Source organism: Leifsonia sp. 71-9, assembly GCF_001898805.1.
Lineage (GTDB): Bacteria > Actinomycetota > Actinomycetes > Actinomycetales > Microbacteriaceae > Leifsonia.
In genome coordinates, this window is the sequence record NZ_MKVJ01000014.1 from 109,111 (window position 1) to 124,807 (window position 15,697).

Genomic DNA, 15,697 nt, shown 5'->3' on the forward strand with positions numbered 1-15,697 from the left:
CGCGGTTTGCTACGCCCCGTGACACCGGCGGTCGCGCGCCGCCGCATCCTGAGGCACCCTGAACTGCATGAGCTTCGGACCGGCACGTCCCCTGGAGCAGCTCTATGCGACCAGGTCGAGTATCAAATGGCGCCGCTACCCGGCGGACGTCCTCCCTGTCTTCGTCGCGGAGATGGACTTCGACGTGGAGCCGGCCGTGCTCGACCGGGTGGCGGAGACGCTGCGCAACTCGGACACGGGCTATCTCGACTCGGCGGGGCCGCTCGCGCCCGCGTTCGCCCGGTTCGCGGATGAGTCCTGGGGGTGGGAGGTCGACACCGACTGGGTGCACCTAGCGACCGACGTCACCGTGGGCGTGGTGGAGGCCCTGCGTCTCGCGCTGCCGGAGGCCGGCGGCCGGGTAGTGCTCACTCCCCCGGTCTATCCGCCGTTCTTCGAGATGATCGAGGAGGCGGACGCGATCGCCGTGACCGTGCCCCTGCTCGAGCACGAGGGCTGGGCGCTCGACCTGGCCGGCATCGAGGCGGCCTTCGCTGCCGGCGTGGACGCGCTGCTGCTGTGCAACCCGCAGAACCCGACGGGCCGATGTCACAGCCTCGCCGCCCTGGAAGCGCTCGCCCGCCTCGCCGCCGCGTACGACGTGTTCGTCGTCAGCGACGAGGTCCACGCTCCCCTCGCCCACCCGGGCACCGTCTTCACCCCGTTCGCCCCCGTGGCCCGCGCCGCGGGCGCCCGTGCCGTGACCGTGACCTCCGCCAGCAAGGCGTGGAACCTCGCCGGCCTCAAGTGCGCCGTCGTCGTCGCCGCGGAGGAACGCTCCGCCGCGCTGCTGACCCGGCTGCCCGAAGAGCTCGCGGCACGCACCAGCATCCTGGGCCTGCACGCCAACGTCGCCGCCCTCTCCTGCCTCGACTGGCGGGACGGCCTCCTGGACCTCCTGGTCGCCAATGTGCGGCTGCTGGAGGCCGAGCTGGCCGTCCACGCGCCGTCGGTCACCGCGATCCGGCCGGACGCGGGATACCTCGTCTGGCTCGATTTCCGCGCCACCGGGCTCGGCGACGACCCGGCGCGCGTGCTCATCAACGAAGGGCGCGTCGCGCTCAACTCCGGGCTCGCGTTCGGCGAGCCGGGGCGCGGGTTCGCGCGCCTCAACCTCGCCTGCGACCCGTCGACGGTCGTCGAGGCGGTGCGGCGCATCGCCGCCACGGTGGACGCCCGCGCCGCGGCGGCCTCCACGCCGCTCCTCGTCCGCGCGGTCTGAACCGCACGACGGGAGAGGCGACCCGGGGTCCGCAGGAGGCGACCCTCAGACCCCCGCGGCGTCCAGCCCGCGCTCGAGGTCGGCGATGAGGTCCCGCGGGCTCTCCAGGCCAATCGAGAGACGCACCAGGCCCGGCGTGATGCCGGCGTCCGCGCGCTCCTCGGCCGTGAGCTTGGCGTGGATGGTACTGGCGAGGTGGATGGCGAGGCTGCGCACGTCGCCGATGTGCGTCATCGGGGTGACGAGCTGCAGGGCGTCGATGAAGCGGCGAGCCGCCTCCCGCCCACCGGCGAGCTCGAAGGACACGATCGACCCGGGACCCTTGGGGAGGTACTTCTGCGCGAGCGCGTGGCCCGGGTCGTTCTCCAGTCCCGGATAGAAGGTGTGCGCGACCTCGGGGCGGCTCGCGAGCAGCTCGGCGACGGCCTGCGCGTTGGCGACGTGGCGGTCCATCCGCACCGAGAGCGTCTCGATGCCGTGCAGCAGCAGGAAAGTGCTCGACGGCGGCACGGTGGGGCCGTACTCGAGCACGATGACGGTGCGCACGTAGGCGAGGTAGGCGCTGGCGCCGAACCGCTCGACGAACGACGGGACGCCCGCACGCGGCGGCTCGGTCAGCTGCGGGAACCGGTCGGCGTGGGCCGCCCAGTCGAACCGGCCGGCGTCGACCACCGCTCCCCCGAGCACCGCGCCGTGACCGGCCAGCCACTTCGAGGTCGAGTGGATGACGATGTCGGCGCCGTCCTCGATCGGGCGCCACAGGTACGGGGTCGGGACGGTGTTGTCCACGACGAGCGGGACGCCGGCGGCGTGCGCGATCCGCGCCAGCCGCTCGATGTCGACCACCTGGTTGAGCGGGTTCGGCAGCGTCTCGGTGTAGACCGCACGCGTCGAGGGGCGCACGTGCGCCGCCCAGTCCTCGTCCGACGCGTCGTCGTCGACGTACTCGAACTCGATGCCCTGCCGCGCGAGCACGCCGCGGAACATCTCGCGGGTGCCCTCGTAGAGGGAGCGCGTCACGAGCACGTGGTCGCCCGCGGCGGCCAGCGCGGTGAGCGCCGCGGCGATCGCGGCCTGCCCGCTGGCGACGACGATCCCGTCGACCCCGCCCTCGAGGTCGGCGATGCGCCGCCCGGCGACGGCGTTGGTCGGGTTCTCATTGCGGGAGTACGCGCGGTAGGCGCTCCTGCCTGCGAAGCGCGCCTCACCGTCGTCGAAGTCGTCGAAGACGTATCCGGCGGTCTGGTAGATCGGCGTGACCCGCGAGCGCGTCTCGGCGTCGATCACCGCCCCGGCGTGGATCTGGCGCGTCTCGAAGTCCCAGCTACAGTCCTCTGGCATGCGGCCACACTAGTGTCCGCATCCCGGCACGGCACGTCCGCGGTTCACAGTGCGACACACGGCGGCGGACGGTGTCGGCCGCGCCGCTCAGCGCCAGCCGTAGCGCCGGCGGAGCTCCGCGCGGACCGCGTCGAACGGGGCGCGCCCGAGCGCGGCGGCCTCCCGCCGCATCCCGCCCTGGTGCAGGCGGTAGACGCGGTCGACGCGCGCGTAGCTGGGCCGGTGCTGCCCGTCCCACGCGCCCGAACCCACGGGCACGTACTCCGGGCGCCCCGGGTGCTCCTGGCTGGTCAGGGCGACCGCCAGGACGCTCCCGCCCGACTCCGCCGCCACGACGAGCACCGGTCGATCCTTGCCGCGCCCGTCCGCCTCCTCGTAGGGCACCCAGGTCCAGACGATCTCCCCCGGGTCCGCGTCGCCGTCGGTGCTCGGCACGTACGAGGTGCGGATGGCGCCGAGCCGCCGCGGATCGACCTGCACGGTGGCCGAGGCGCCGGTCCGGCCTGGCTCAGCGGTCGGGGCGGAGGGAGGTGTCCGCGCGCTCGGGCGGAACAGCCGGCCGAGCGCCGTCAGGAATCGTCGAGGGGATGCCACGTTCGGCACCATAGCGGACCCGGGTCAGTCCGACGGTGAACCGCAGCAGGAGGGCGAGCAGCAAGGCGACCAGGAACGCGTAGACCAGCACCGCGACCGTGGCGACGCCCTGGGCGATGAAGAGGTCGAAGTTGCCGCTCTCCACCATCCCGCCGCCCGCGCCGAACAGGCCGACGAACAGGAGGCCGACGGCGCTGCCGACGATCACGATGACGCAGAGGGCGAGCGCCGGCCCGAAGCGTGCGCGCGCCGCGACGTCGACCATCGTGGCGCAGGCGAGCGCGGCGAGGGCGCCGAGCAGGAGCGCCCAGCCGATGGTCAGGACCCCGGAGGCCGGGGTGATCGCGACGAGGCCCGAGAACGCCCCGCAGAAGACGCTGACGAGCGTCGGCCGGCGCAGCAGGATGCGGTCGACGAGCATCCACATCAGGCAGCCCGCTGCGGAGGCCACGAACGCGTTGATCGCGATCGGGGCGGTGTACTGGTCGACGGCGCCCTCCGAGCCCGTGACGAGCCCCAGCCAGCCGACCCAGACGAGCGTCCCCCCGAGGGCGACGACGGGGAGGCTGCGCCCGGTCTGCGCGGGATGCTCTCCGCGCCCGCAGGCGACGATGACGCCGACGGCGGACGCACCGGCCGCGAGCCCGACCGGCAGGGCGCCGCCGTAGTCGACGACGCCGAGGAGCGACACCGCCCAGCCGTCGCTCAGCGCGAACACGGCGTATCCCACCGGGAAGAGCACGAGCACGCTCCACAGCGCGCAGAAGGTCAGCCACGCCCTCACGGTGATCCGGGACGCGACGGCGGCCCCGACGATCGCCACCGCCACCGCGCTCGTCGCGATCAGCGCCCCGGCGCGAGCGAGGGGGTAGACGCCGTGCTGCGTGGCCAGGCCGGGGTCCGGGATGCCGACCAGGTGCGGGATGAGCGGTGCGCCCGCCATCAGGCCGTAGCCGCCGAGCACCCCGAGGACCACGACGACCGCTGCGCCGGCGAACACGAACAGCAGTGCGCGCCGTGCGCGGGCCCGGCCGGCGAGGCCGCCGACGAAGAAGGCCAGCCCGGGCACGATCAGGAGCGTCAGCGCTCCGCAGAAGAACAGCAGGAGGGCGTCCACCTGCTCGCTCGTCGCCGTGCCCATCCCGCCCCTTCGCTTCGAAATGCCAGCATCACCCTACCGAGCCGGGACGTCCGCCGCGGACGCCGAACGGGGCGCCGCCCGCAGGCGGCACCCCGTTCGGCGTGCTGTGTTACCGGTCAGGCAGGTCAGACCGTCTCGAGGGCGTAGCCCTCTTCGCCGTGGACCACGGTGTCGACGCCGGCCAGCTCGTCCTCGTTGTTGATCCGGAAGCCGATGGTCTTCTGGATCGCCCAGCCGATGGCGTAGGCGAGGACGAAGGAGTAGATCAGGACCGCGGCGGCGCCGAGGGCCTGGACTCCGAGCTGCTGGAAGCTGCCGCCGTAGAGGAGGCTCGAGAAGGGCTTGCTGGCGTCGCCGTCCACGTGGGTGAAGCCGAAGAAGCCGATCCACAGGGTTCCGATGATGCCGCCGACGAGGTGGATGCCGACCACGTCGAGCGAGTCGTCGAAGCCGAGCTTGAACTTCAGGTCGATCGCGAGGGCGCAGACCGCGCCGGCCACGACGCCGAGGAGGATCGCCCAGCCCGGGGTCAGGATGTTACAGGCCGGGGTGATCGCGACGAGACCCGCGACCGCTCCAGAAGCGGCGCCGATCGACGTGGGCTTGCCGTCCTTGAGCTTCTCGACGATCAGCCAGCCGATGGTCGCCGCGGCCGGGGCGGCGAGGGTGTTGACCCAGGCCAGAGCGGCGACGCCGTCGACCGCGGCCTCCGAGCCGGCGTTGAAGCCGAACCAGCCGAACCACAGGAGTGCGGCGCCGAGGAGGGTGAGCGGCACGTTGTGGGGCTTGCTCATGCCCTTCTGGAAGCCGACGCGCTTGCCGAGCACCAGGGCGAGGGCGAGACCCGCCGCACCGGCGTTGATGTGCACCGCGGTGCCGCCGGCGAAGTCGTTGACGTGCAGGCCGGCCGCGATCCAGCCGTTGGAGAGGTTGAAGACCCAGTACGCCACCGGGAAGTAGACGACGGTGACCCAGATGCCCGCGAAGATCATCCAGGAGCCGAACTTGGCCCGGTCGGCGATCGCGCCGGAGATCAGGGCCACGGTGATGATGGCGAAGGTGGCCTGGAAGCCGGCGAAGGCGAGGCCGCCGAGGTCGGGGGTGAGCCCGTCCTTGCCCATCAGGCTGCCGAGGAACCAGTCCGGCGTGCCGAGGAGGCCCTTGATGGACTCGGGCCCGAAGGAGAGGCCGTAGCCGTAGACGACCCAGAGGACGCCGACCAGCGCCATCGCGCCGAAGCTCATCATCATCATGCTGATGACGCTCTTGGCTCGGACCATGCCGCCGTAGAAGAAGGCGACACCGGGGGTCATCAGCAGGACGAGGGCTGCGGCGACCAGGAGCCACAGGGCGTTGACCGTCCCGGCTTCTGCGTAGTCCGCTGCTGTGTGGAGCACCATGCGAATTGTCTACCTCTCTGTGCGTGCCCCGGCTCACGTGCGCTCCCATTCGGGGCGGGAGCGCTTCGGGGTGGAGCCAGTCTGAACGCGAGAGGTTTCGGTGGGAGGCTGCGCGTGTTTCGCGAGTGTTACGCATCCGACGCGTGTGTAAACACTGTGTTTCCGCCGGGTCCCGATCTGCCGGGCGGCAGGTGGGAGGTCGCCTAGCCGTCGTGCGGAGGCAGTTCTCCCGCGGTGAGCGCGATCATGCGGGAGACCGAGCGCAGGTACTTCTTGCGGTAGCCGCCGCCGAGCATGTCGTCGTCGAAGATGTCGTTGAGCGGGATGCCGGTCTGCACGATCGGGATCTCCGCGTCGTACACGCGGTCGATGAACGCGACGAGCCGCAGGGCCGCCATCTGGTCGTGCAGCACGTGCACGCCGTCGAGCCCGATGACGTCCACGCCGTCGATGATCTTGATGTAGCGGGAGGGGTGGACCGTCGCCAGGTGGGCGATGAGGTCGTCGAAGGAGTCGGACGTCGCCGTCTCGCCCCGTGCGGCGAGCGCCTCCAGGACGCGGGTGTACTCCGCGGGCTCGACCGTGATCGCGCTGCCGGTGGTGTCGCGGCGGCGGTAGTCGAGGCCGTCGATCCGCAGGGTCTCGAAGTTGGCGGAGAGCGACTGGATCTCGCGGAGGAAGTCGCTCGCGGCGAAGCGGCCCTCGCCGAGAGCGTTGGGCGGGGTGTTGCTGGTGGCGGCGATGCGGGTGCCGGAGGCGACGAGCTCGCCGAGCATCCTGGTCATCATCATGGTGTCGCCCGGGTCGTCGAGCTCGAACTCGTCGATGCAGATGAGGGTCGAGCCGCGGAGCAGGTCGACGGCGCCGGCGTAGCCGAGGGCGCCGACGAGGGCCGTGTACTCGATGAAGGTGCCGAAGTACTTCGGTCCCGGCGCCTCGTGCCAGAGCGCGGCGAGGAGGTGGGTCTTGCCGACGCCGAACCCGCCGTCGAGGTAGACGCCCGGCTTCATCGCCGCGACCTTCTTGCGGTTGCGGCTGAACAGGCCGGCTGGTCGCTGCGGCTCCCACGACTTCGCGAACAGCTTGAGCGTCGAGACCGCGTCCGCCTGCGACGGGTAGTCGTGGTCGGGGCGGTAGTTGTCGAAGGAGGCGCGCTCGAACTGCGACGGCGGCACCAGGCTCGCGGCGATCTCCGTCCCGGTGATCTGGGGCGAGCGGTCCGCGAGGCGCGGCAGCGCGCCGGTCTGATCGAGGGTCATGGCGGGAGGGGCACCTTCGTGGTCGGGAGCGGAGCGAGTGGATGTCGCAGTGTTTCGCTCTGCGCGCGATCGCCTGTTCGGGTCGTTCCGCGCCGCGTAGCCTGAGACTGCTTTCCCTGCTTTTCGCAGGGTCCCAGCCTATCCCGGAGGAAGAACAGCATGGCCATCGAGACCGACCCGTCGACCGACTTCGCCGACTACGCCCACCCGGAGCGCCTCGTCTCCACCGAGTGGCTGGCGGAACACCTCGGGGAACCGGGGCTGGTCGTCGTGGAGTCGGATGAGGACGTGCTCCTCTACGAGACGGGGCACATCCCCGGTGCCGTGAAGATCGACTGGCACACGGATCTCAACGACCCCGTGGTCCGCGACTACGTCAGCGGCGAGCACTTCGCCGAGCTGCTCGGCTCCAAGGGCATCGCCCGCGATACCACCGTGGTGATCTACGGCGACAAGAACAACTGGTGGGCGGCGTACGCGCTGTGGGTCTTCACGCTGTTCGGCCACGAGGACGTCCGCCTGCTCGACGGCGGCCGCGACAAGTGGATCGCCGAAGGGCGCGAGCTGACCCGGGAGGTCCCGTCGCCGACGCCCGTGGAATATCCGGTCGTCGAGCGCGACGACAGCCGCGTCCGCGCCTTCAAGGAGGATGTGCTCGCCCACTTCGGGCGGCCGCTCATCGACGTCCGCTCCCCCGAGGAGTACAGCGGCGAGCGCACCGAGATCCCCGGCTACCCGACCGAGGGCGCGCTGCGGTCGGGGCACATCCCGTCGGCGGCGTCGGTGCCGTGGGCGCGTGCCGCCGCTCCGGACGCGACGTTCAAGCGCCGCGCGGAGCTGGAGTCGATCTACCTGGGCGACGCCGGGCTGAAGGCCGGGGACGACGTGATCGCGTACTGCCGCATCGGCGAGCGGTCGAGCCACACCTGGTTCGTGCTCACCCACCTGCTCGGGTTCGAGAACGTGCGCAACTACGACGGCTCGTGGACCGAGTGGGGCTCGGCGGTTCGGGTGCCGATCGCGACCGGCTCCGAGCCGGGCGAGGTCCCGGCGAAGTAGCCTGGACGCATGACCGAATTGACCGGCGTCCTGGCCGAGATCCGCGACGACTTCCTGGCGCTGGAGCAGCCCGACCGGCTGCAGCTGCTGCTGGAGTTCTCGGACGAGCTCCCCGCCCTGCCGGAGCGCTACGCGGACCACCCCGACCTGCTCGAGCGGGTCGAGGAGTGCCAGGCGCCGGTCTTCATCTTCGTGGAGGTCGACGAGGCGAACGTGGTGCACCTGTTCGCCACCGCCCCGCCCGAGGCGCCCACGACGCGCGGCTTCGCTTCCATCCTGGTGCAGGGCCTCGCCGGTCTCACGGCCGACGAGGTGCTCGCCGTTCCGGACGACTTCCCGGGGACGCTGGGACTGACGCAGGCCGTCTCGCCGCTGCGCATCCGCGGCATGTCGGCGCTGCTCGGCCGCACGAAGCGCCAGGTGCGGGCGAAGCTGGCCGCCTAGCCTCCCGGGCGGCTCCCGCTCAGTGGAGGGTGGCGGCGAGCCAGTCGGAGATCGCGCTGCTCCACTTGCGCTCGTCGTAGTTCCACAGCTTGGTGTGGAGGGCGACGGTGAACGGCACGAGGGTGACGATGTCGCTGCGCGCCTCCGCGAGCGCCCGCGACGACGTGGACGGCACGAAGCCGTCGTCGTCGCTGTGCAGGATCAGCGTCGGCAGCGTCAGGTCGGTCGCGCGCGCGACGAAGTCCATGCTGGCGAGGTCGATCGGGGCGCCCTGACCGGTGATCGGGCCGCTCCAGGTGGACTCGATGAGCCGGATGGCGCCCTGTGCGATCGGATCGGGCAGGCGCAGGAGGTGCGCCTGGTACTCGAGGGTGTCGACCCAGTCGATCACCGGGGACTCGAGGACGAGGCCGGCGACGATGTCCGCCTTGTCGGAGCGCGTGATGGTCTGCAGCACGACGGCGCCGCCCATCGACCAGCCCATGAGGACGACCGACCGCGCGCCGTTCGCGATGGCGTAGCCGAGCGCGGCGTCGATGTCGTGCCACTCGGTTCCGCCCAGGCCGTAGCGCCGGTCCGCACTGTCGGGCGCATCCCCGTCGTTGCGGTAGGAGGCGAGCAGGCAGGTGTAGCCGGCGTCGTGGAACGTCTGGACGGCGCGCAGGCCCTCCAGACGGCTCGCACCCCAGCCGTGCACCTGGATCACCCAGCGGCCGTCGTCCGCCGCGTCGGCCGCGGCCGGGAACACCCAGGCCGGCGCCTGCCCCAGCTCGGTCGGGATCTCGGCGCTCGTGACCGGCAGGCCGAGCTCCTCCGGCTGCAGGTACCAGGAGCCGCTGATGCGCCCGCGGCCCGGCTTCAGCTCGCCGAACTCGACGCGCTCGAGCTCGCGGGTGACCGTCTCCTCGTCGACGGCGAGCAGGCCGCCGACCTTGGCGTAGCCGGTCTCGCTGCCGAACCAGACGCCGAAGCGGCCGGGCATCCTGGCGTCCGGGGTGGAGGCCATCGTGATCGTGCCGAGCGCGGGGTCGACCGCGCGGATCGTCTGGTTCTGCGGGCGCCGGCGCACCGGCGTGAGGACCGTCCTGGCGACCCGGCTGATCACGTACCCGGCTCCCGCCGCGGTCGCGAGCGCCAGCCCGCCGGCGACGACCGCCGTCACGGCGAGCGCCTTCACGAATCCTCTTGCCCTCTTGTCCCGCGCCATGCCCGTCAGCGTACCCGGCGCCGCCTGGAGCGCACCCTCAGGAGTTCTTCAGGCGGCGTGCCTTACCGTCGCGGACCCGCAAAGGCTTCTAGTGTTCGTAGCGTGTCGACTCCACCCGCCACCCCGCACGTGCCGGCCGCGTTCGCCGCTGCCCTCGCGTCCGTCCGTGCCGCCCCGGCCCGTCCGGAGCTCACGGTCACCGAGATCCCCGCGCCCGCTCAGCTCGCGCCCTACGCGGTCGCACTGGCCGCCGACGTGCGCCCTGCGCGGCACGGCGACGACTCCGAGCTCGGCACCGGCCGGTTCATCCTGCTCTACGACCCCGACGAGCCGGAGGCCTGGGGCGGCCCGTTCCGCATCGTCTGCTTCGCGCAGGCGCCGCTGGAGACCGACATCGGCCTCGACCCCTTCCTCGCCGACGTGACGTGGTCGTGGCTGGTCGACGCCCTCGACGCGCGGGAGGCCCGCTACACGGCGGCGAGCGGCACCGCCACCAAGATCATCAGCACCGGGTTCGGCGAGCTGGCCGCCCAGGGCGACGGCTCGCAGATCGAGCTGCGCGCGTCGTGGAGCCCGCTGGAGACCGACATCACCGCGCACGTCGAGGGATGGGGCGAGCTGCTCTGCATGCTGGCCGGACTGCCTCCGACGGGCGAGGGCGTGAGCCTCCTCACGACGAGACGGAGTCCGCGTGGCTGAGCGCTCCGTCATCGACACCCGCGCCGGTTACCTCGACGCCGTCGACCTCATCGCCGCGGGCACCGGCCCGATCGCCGTCGACGCCGAACGCGCCAGCGGCTTCCGATACTCTCAGCGCGCGTATCTGATCCAGGTGTTCCGCCGCGGGTCGGGGACGTTCCTGTTCGATCCGCCGGCGGTCGGCCGCTTCGACGAGCTGAACGCCGCGATCGCCGACGACGAGTGGGTGCTCCACGCGGCGACCCAGGATCTGACCTGCCTGCGCGAGGTCGGCCTCGACCCCTCGCGCATCTTCGACACGGAACTGGCCGCCCGGCTGCTCGGGATGCCGCGCGTCGGCCTCGGGACGGTCGTGGAGGAGCTGCTCGGCGTGCACCTGGCCAAGGAGCACAGCGCCGCCGACTGGTCGACCCGGCCGCTCCCCCAGCCCTGGCTGGTCTACGCCGCACTCGACGTCGAGCTGCTGCCCGACCTGCGCGACGCCATCGCCGCCCTCCTCGACGAGTCGGGCAAGACCGAGATCGCGCAGCAGGAGTTCTCCTCCGAGCTCACCCGCGAGCTGACCGTGGTGCGCAGCGAACCGTGGCGCCGTCTCTCGGGCATCCACTCGATCCGCGGCCTGCGCAACCTCGCCGTGGCGCGGGAGCTGTGGCTCAGCCGCGACGCGCTCGCCCGTGAGCTCGACACGGCGCCCGGCCGGCTCGTGCCGGACTCGGCGCTGACCGCCGCGGCGAAGGCCCTCCCCGACAACAAGCGCGCCCTGGCCGCGCTGCGCGAGTTCACCGGCCGCGCCAGCCGCACCGAGCTGGACCGCTGGTGGGGCGCGATCGAGGCCGGGCGCACCACCGAGGACCTCCCGGTGCTGCGCGGCAACGGCGACACGCTCCCGCCTCCCCGCGCCTGGGCGGACCGCAACCCGGAGGCCGACGGCCGGCTCAAGGCCGCTCGCGCGGCGCTCACCGCGCTGTCGGAGGAGCGGAGCATCCCGCTGGAGAACCTCCTGACGCCCGAGACGCTGCGGCGCGTGGCGTGGACCCCGCCCGCCGAGATCACCGCCGAGACGATCGCCGACGCGCTGACGGCGCACGGAGCACGGCCGTGGCAGGTTGAGGCAACCTCACAGTTGATCGCCGATGCCTTTGTGGAAAGTAGCCAAACGCCCGACGAGTCGCCCGAAACGGATTCGTAGAAAGAATCAAACGATTCCCGTCCGCCCAGACAGGCTCCCTAGGATCGATACGGACCTGAAATGGGAGGCACTGTGGCCGAAAGAACCGAAGTCGTTTTCGTCGACGGAGTCCGGACTCCGTTCGGACGGGCCGGCGAAAAAGGGCAGTACTGGAACACCCGGGCGGACGACCTGGTCGTCAAGGCGATCATCGGCCTGCTCGAGCGCAATCCGAACGTGCCCAAGGACCGCATCGACGACGTGGCGATCGCCGCGACGACCCAGCAGGGCGACCAGGGCCTGACCCTCGGCCGCACGGCGGCACTGCTCGCCGGACTGCCGAAGTCCGTCCCCGGCTTCGCCATCGACCGGATGTGCGCGGGTGCGATGACGAGCGTCACCACCCTCGGCTCCGGCATCGCCTTCGGCGCCTACGACCTCGCGATCGCGGGCGGCGTCGAGCACATGGGCCGGCACCCGATGGGCTTCGGGGCCGACCCGAACCCCCGCTTCCTCACGGAGCGCCTGGTCGGCGAGGACGCCCTCAACATGGGCAGCACCGCCGAGCGCATCCACGACCGCTTCCCCGCGCTCACCAAGGAGCGCTCCGACCGCTTCGCGATGCGCAGCCAGCAGAAGACCGCAGCGGCCTACGAGAACGGCAAGCTGCAGCCCGACCTCGTCCCGGTCGCGATCCGCTCCGAGTCGGGCTGGGGACTCGCCACCCGCGACGAGGGCATGCGCCCGGAGACGAACATGGAGTCGCTCGCGACCCTGCGCACGCCGTTCCGGCCGCACGGCCGCGTCTCGGCGGGCAACTCGTCGCCGCTGACCGACGGCGCGACCGCGAGCCTGCTCGCCTCGGCCGACGCGGTGAAGGAGTTCGGCCTCACCCCGAAGATGCGCATGGTGAGCTTCGCGTTCGCCGGCGTCGAGCCCGAGATCATGGGCCTCGGCCCGGTCCCCTCGACCGAGAAGGCCCTGCGCAAGGCCGGCCTCTCGATCGACGACATCGGCCTGTTCGAGCTGAACGAGGCGTTCGCCATCCAGGTGCTCTCGTTCCTCGACCACTTCGGCATCGACGACGACGACCCGCGGGTCAACAAGTGGGGCGGCGCCATCGCGATCGGCCACCCGCTCGCCGCCAGCGGCGTCCGCCTGATGATCCAGCTCGCCCGCCAGTTCGAGGAGCACCCGGAGGTCCGCTACGGCGTGACCGCCATGTGCGTCGGCCTCGGCCAGGGCGGCACGGTCATCTGGGAGAACCCGAACTTCGACAAGCGCGCTGCACGGAAGGCCTGAGAACGAGTGACCGACTACACCACGATCGACTTCTCCCCGCTCGTCGACCTCTCCTCCGACGAGGTCGTGACCCACTCCCCCGTGAAGGACGTGCCGCTGCCCAGCGGCAAGACCCTCGCGCTGGTCACGCTCGACAACGGGCGTGACCACACGCGGCCGAACACGATGGGGCCCGCCACGCTCCTCGAGCTCGGGAAGACCTTCGACGCACTGACCGAGCGGGCCAAGCGCGGCGAGATCGACGCCGTCGCCGTCACCGGCAAGCCGTTCATCCTCGCCGCCGGGGCCGACCTCAGCCGGGTCGGCGACATCCCGAGCGTCGAGGTGGCGAAGCTGCTCCCCCAGCTCGGCCACTACGTGCTCGGCAAGCAGGCGACGTTCGGCGTGCCGTCCTTCGTCTTCACGAACGGCCTCGCGCTCGGCGGCGGTGTGGAGATCGGCCTCAACGCCGACTACCGCACCATCGACCGCAACGCCGCCGCGTTCGCCCTGCCCGAGGTCTTCCTGGGCCTCATCCCGGGCTGGGGCGGCGCGACCATCCTCCCGAACCTCATCGGCATCGAGAACGCCCTCAAGGTGATCATCGAGAACCCGCTGAAGCAGAACCGGATGCTGAAGCCGCAGGAGGTCTTCGACCTCGGCATCGCCGACGCCATCTTCGACTCGGCGAACTTCCTCGAGGACTCGCTGGTCTGGGCCGACAAGGTGCTCACCGGCCAGGTCGAGGTCAAGCGTCCCAACGTGCCGGGCAAGGTCGAGCGCATGGTCAAGTGGGATGCCGCCCTCGGCATCGCGCGCAAGATGCTCGAGAGCCGCATCGGCACCGTCCCGAAGTCGCCCTACAAGGCGCTCGAGCTGCTCAAGGCCGCCAAGTCGAACGACCGCGCCGCCGGCTTCCAGCTCGAGGACGACGCGCTGGCCGAGCTCATCTCGGGCGACCAGTTCCAGGCCAGCATCTACGCCTTCAACCTGGTGCAGAAGCGGGCCAAGCGCCCCGCCGGCGCCCCGGACAAGAAGCTCGCGAAGAAGGTCACCAAGATCGGCGTCATCGGCGCCGGCTACATGGCGAGCCAGTTCGCGCTGCTGTTCGTCCGCCGTCTGCGCGTGCCCGTGGTCATCACCGACCTCGACCAGGCGCACGTCGACAAGGGCGTGGCGTACATCCACGACGAGATCGGCAAGCTGCAGGAGAAGGGCCGCATCTCGCCCGACGAGTCCAACCGGCTGCGCGCGCTCGTCACCGGCACGACGGACAAGGCGGACTTCGCGGACTGCGACTGGGTCATCGAGGCCGTCTTCGAGGAGCTCACGGTCAAGCAGAACGTGTTCGAGGAGGTCGAGCAGTACCTCTCCGACGAGGCCGTCATCGCGACCAACACGTCCTCGCTGTCGGTCGAGCAGATCGGCGCCAAGTTGAAGCACCCGGAGCGCCTGGTCGGGTTCCACTTCTTCACGCCGGTCGCCGTCATGCCGCTGATCGAGGTCGTCAAGACCCCGCACACCGACGAGGCCACCCTCTCCACCGCGATGGTCACCGCCGCCGCGCTGAAGAAGAACGCGGTCATCACCGCCGACACCCCCGGGTTCGTCGTCAACCGTATCCTGGCGAAGGTCCTCGGCGAGGCGATGCACGCCGTCGACGACGGCACCTCGTTCGAGACGGTCGACGAGGCGTTCGCGCCGCTCGGCCTCCCGATGCCGCCCTCGGCCCTGCTCGACCTGGTCGGGCTCAAGGTCGGCGCGCACGTGCTCGACACCCACCACGCCGCGTTCCCCGAGCGGTTCTACCGCAGCGAGAACCTCCACAAGCTCGCCGAGTACGGCACGCTCCTGGAGAAGGACGGCAAGGGCAAGATCAAGGGCCTCGACAAGGGCGCGGCCAAGATCATCGCCGGCGGCAAGAACCCGTGGACGAAGGACGAGATCCTCCGCCGACTGGAGGACGGCCTCGCCGACGAGATCCACCGCATGCTGGTCGACGACCACGTGGTCGAGGCGCCGGAGGACATCGACCTCTGCATGATCCTCGGAGCGGGCTTCCCGTTCCAGATGGGCGGCATCACGCCGTACCTGGATCGGGTGGGCGCCTCCGAGCGCGTCTTCGGCGACACGTTCCAGCACCCGCCGGTGAAGGGCGTCGCCTGACCCTCGGGATCGGACCGACCCGATCGAACGCCCCGCTCGCCGTGAGCGGGGCGTTCGTCACGTCAGGACGAGGTCGAGGTAGGAGCGCAGGGTCTTCGCCGCGTCGATGCTCTCCGGGGTGTAGAGCCACTGCAGCTGGATGCCCTCCCACAGGGCGACGATCGTCGCCGCGGCGATCGCGGGGTCCACACCCTCGCGCAGCCGTCCGGCATCCCGCAGCACCGTGAGCTCGGCGGCGTAGTCGGCGCGGAGCAGGTCGTAGCGGCCGAGGAAGTAGTCGCGGCCCGGGTGATCGGCGGTGACCGCCTCGGCGGAGAGCACGCTGTAGAGGGCGATCAGTCCCGGGATGTCCTCGTTGCGCTCCGCCTGCGCGACGATGTGGTCGGCGAACGAGCCGGCGCCGGGCGGCACCGCCGCTCCGCTGCTCAGCTCGTCGCGGCGGGCGAGCACGGCGACGAGGAGGTCGTCCTTGCTCCCGAAGTGGTACTGGAGGCTGCCGAGACTCATCCCGGCCGCCGCCGCGATCTCCCGTAGGGAGCTGCCGTGGTAGCCGCGGGTGGCGAAGAGACGGTACGCCTCGTCGACGATCTGCTGCCGACGCTCGGCGGTCTTCGCGTACGGCCCGCGCCGGGTCGGGCTCGCTTCGCCCACGTCGCCCTCCTTCGGGTCGGACCGCA

The 15,697-nt window shown here is 71.3% G+C and carries 14 protein-coding genes; 7 read left to right on the plus strand and 7 right to left on the minus strand.

Going from position 1 to position 15,697, the window contains the following annotated elements; genetic code table 11:
• Positions 1-67: 67 nt before the first annotated feature.
• Positions 68-1,261 carry an aminotransferase class I/II-fold pyridoxal phosphate-dependent enzyme gene (locus BGO91_RS07775; protein WP_290472209.1) on the plus strand — a complete coding sequence of 398 codons (1,194 nt, stop codon included), beginning with the start codon at positions 68-70 and terminating at the stop codon, positions 1,259-1,261.
• Between the two features lie 45 nt (positions 1,262-1,306).
• On the opposite strand, the gene BGO91_RS07780 is transcribed toward BGO91_RS07775, so the two are convergent.
• The 5 genes from BGO91_RS07780 to zapE form a co-directional block, all read right to left on the minus strand.
• Positions 1,307-2,602 carry a PLP-dependent transferase gene (locus tag BGO91_RS07780; protein ID WP_290472210.1) on the minus strand — a complete coding sequence of 432 codons (1,296 nt, stop codon included), beginning with the start codon at positions 2,600-2,602 and terminating at the stop codon, positions 1,307-1,309.
• An 87-nt stretch (positions 2,603-2,689) separates the two neighbouring features.
• Complete coding sequence (locus BGO91_RS07785; protein ID WP_290472211.1) at positions 2,690-3,196, minus strand: type II toxin-antitoxin system PemK/MazF family toxin; 507 nt, start codon at positions 3,194-3,196, stop codon at positions 2,690-2,692.
• The gene (locus tag BGO91_RS07790; protein WP_290472212.1) at positions 3,111-4,337 is read right to left on the minus strand and encodes an ammonium transporter; all 1,227 of its coding nucleotides are present in this window, start codon (positions 4,335-4,337) and stop codon (positions 3,111-3,113) included. Before BGO91_RS07790 ends, BGO91_RS07785 begins: the two co-directional genes overlap by 86 nt.
• A gap of 125 nt (positions 4,338-4,462) precedes the next feature.
• Complete coding sequence (locus BGO91_RS07795) at positions 4,463-5,737, minus strand: ammonium transporter (RefSeq protein WP_290472213.1); 1,275 nt, start codon at positions 5,735-5,737, stop codon at positions 4,463-4,465.
• A 203-nt stretch (positions 5,738-5,940) separates the two neighbouring features.
• Positions 5,941-6,996 (minus strand): cell division protein ZapE, encoded by a 1,056-nt coding sequence (gene zapE, locus BGO91_RS07800; RefSeq protein ID WP_290472214.1) that lies wholly within the window; start codon positions 6,994-6,996, stop codon positions 5,941-5,943.
• Between the two features lie 159 nt (positions 6,997-7,155).
• Between zapE and BGO91_RS07805 the strand changes: the two genes are divergently transcribed.
• Together BGO91_RS07805 and BGO91_RS07810 are read left to right on the plus strand one after the other, a co-directional pair.
• The gene (locus BGO91_RS07805) at positions 7,156-8,055 is read left to right on the plus strand and encodes a sulfurtransferase (protein WP_290472215.1); all 900 of its coding nucleotides are present in this window, start codon (positions 7,156-7,158) and stop codon (positions 8,053-8,055) included.
• 9 nt (positions 8,056-8,064) lie between these two features.
• Positions 8,065-8,499, plus strand: a complete 435-nt coding sequence (locus tag BGO91_RS07810) for a SufE family protein (RefSeq protein WP_021763278.1) — start codon at positions 8,065-8,067, stop codon at positions 8,497-8,499.
• 19 nt (positions 8,500-8,518) lie between these two features.
• Here BGO91_RS07810 and BGO91_RS07815 read toward each other — a convergent pair whose 3' ends face one another.
• Positions 8,519-9,706: an alpha/beta fold hydrolase gene (locus BGO91_RS07815; protein WP_290472216.1), complete on the minus strand. Its 1,188-nt coding sequence runs from the start codon at positions 9,704-9,706 to the stop codon at positions 8,519-8,521.
• A 102-nt stretch (positions 9,707-9,808) separates the two neighbouring features.
• Between BGO91_RS07815 and BGO91_RS07820 the strand changes: the two genes are divergently transcribed.
• The 4 genes from BGO91_RS07820 (at position 9,809) to BGO91_RS07835 (ending at position 15,020) form a co-directional block, all read left to right on the plus strand.
• The gene (locus BGO91_RS07820) at positions 9,809-10,405 is read left to right on the plus strand and encodes a DUF3000 domain-containing protein (protein ID WP_290472217.1); all 597 of its coding nucleotides are present in this window, start codon (positions 9,809-9,811) and stop codon (positions 10,403-10,405) included.
• A complete protein-coding gene (locus tag BGO91_RS07825; RefSeq protein WP_290472218.1) occupies positions 10,398-11,594 on the plus strand; it encodes an HRDC domain-containing protein in 1,197 nt (398 codons plus the stop codon). The genes BGO91_RS07820 and BGO91_RS07825 overlap by 8 nt, the downstream gene beginning before the upstream one ends.
• A gap of 72 nt (positions 11,595-11,666) precedes the next feature.
• Positions 11,667-12,875, plus strand: a complete 1,209-nt coding sequence (locus BGO91_RS07830) for a thiolase family protein (protein ID WP_039923336.1) — start codon at positions 11,667-11,669, stop codon at positions 12,873-12,875.
• 6 nt (positions 12,876-12,881) lie between these two features.
• A complete protein-coding gene (locus BGO91_RS07835) occupies positions 12,882-15,020 on the plus strand; it encodes a 3-hydroxyacyl-CoA dehydrogenase NAD-binding domain-containing protein (protein ID WP_290472219.1) in 2,139 nt (712 codons plus the stop codon).
• Positions 15,021-15,077: 57 nt separating this feature from the next.
• On the opposite strand, the gene BGO91_RS07840 is transcribed toward BGO91_RS07835, so the two are convergent.
• Positions 15,078-15,671: a TetR/AcrR family transcriptional regulator gene (locus BGO91_RS07840; RefSeq protein WP_290472220.1), complete on the minus strand. Its 594-nt coding sequence runs from the start codon at positions 15,669-15,671 to the stop codon at positions 15,078-15,080.
• Positions 15,672-15,697 lie beyond the last annotated feature (26 nt).

Coding starts and splice junctions, on each gene's coding strand:
- BGO91_RS07775 (WP_290472209.1), top strand. CDS start 68: ATGAGCTTCGGACCGGCACGTCCCCTGGAGCAGCTCTATGCGACCAGG.
- BGO91_RS07780 (WP_290472210.1), bottom strand. CDS start 2,602: ATGCCAGAGGACTGTAGCTGGGACTTCGAGACGCGCCAGATCCACGCC.
- BGO91_RS07790 (WP_290472212.1), bottom strand. CDS start 4,337: ATGGGCACGGCGACGAGCGAGCAGGTGGACGCCCTCCTGCTGTTCTTC.
- BGO91_RS07795 (WP_290472213.1), bottom strand. CDS start 5,737: ATGGTGCTCCACACAGCAGCGGACTACGCAGAAGCCGGGACGGTCAAC.
- zapE (WP_290472214.1), bottom strand. CDS start 6,996: ATGACCCTCGATCAGACCGGCGCGCTGCCGCGCCTCGCGGACCGCTCG.
- BGO91_RS07805 (WP_290472215.1), top strand. CDS start 7,156: ATGGCCATCGAGACCGACCCGTCGACCGACTTCGCCGACTACGCCCAC.
- BGO91_RS07810 (WP_021763278.1), top strand. CDS start 8,065: ATGACCGAATTGACCGGCGTCCTGGCCGAGATCCGCGACGACTTCCTG.
- BGO91_RS07815 (WP_290472216.1), bottom strand. CDS start 9,706: ATGGCGCGGGACAAGAGGGCAAGAGGATTCGTGAAGGCGCTCGCCGTG.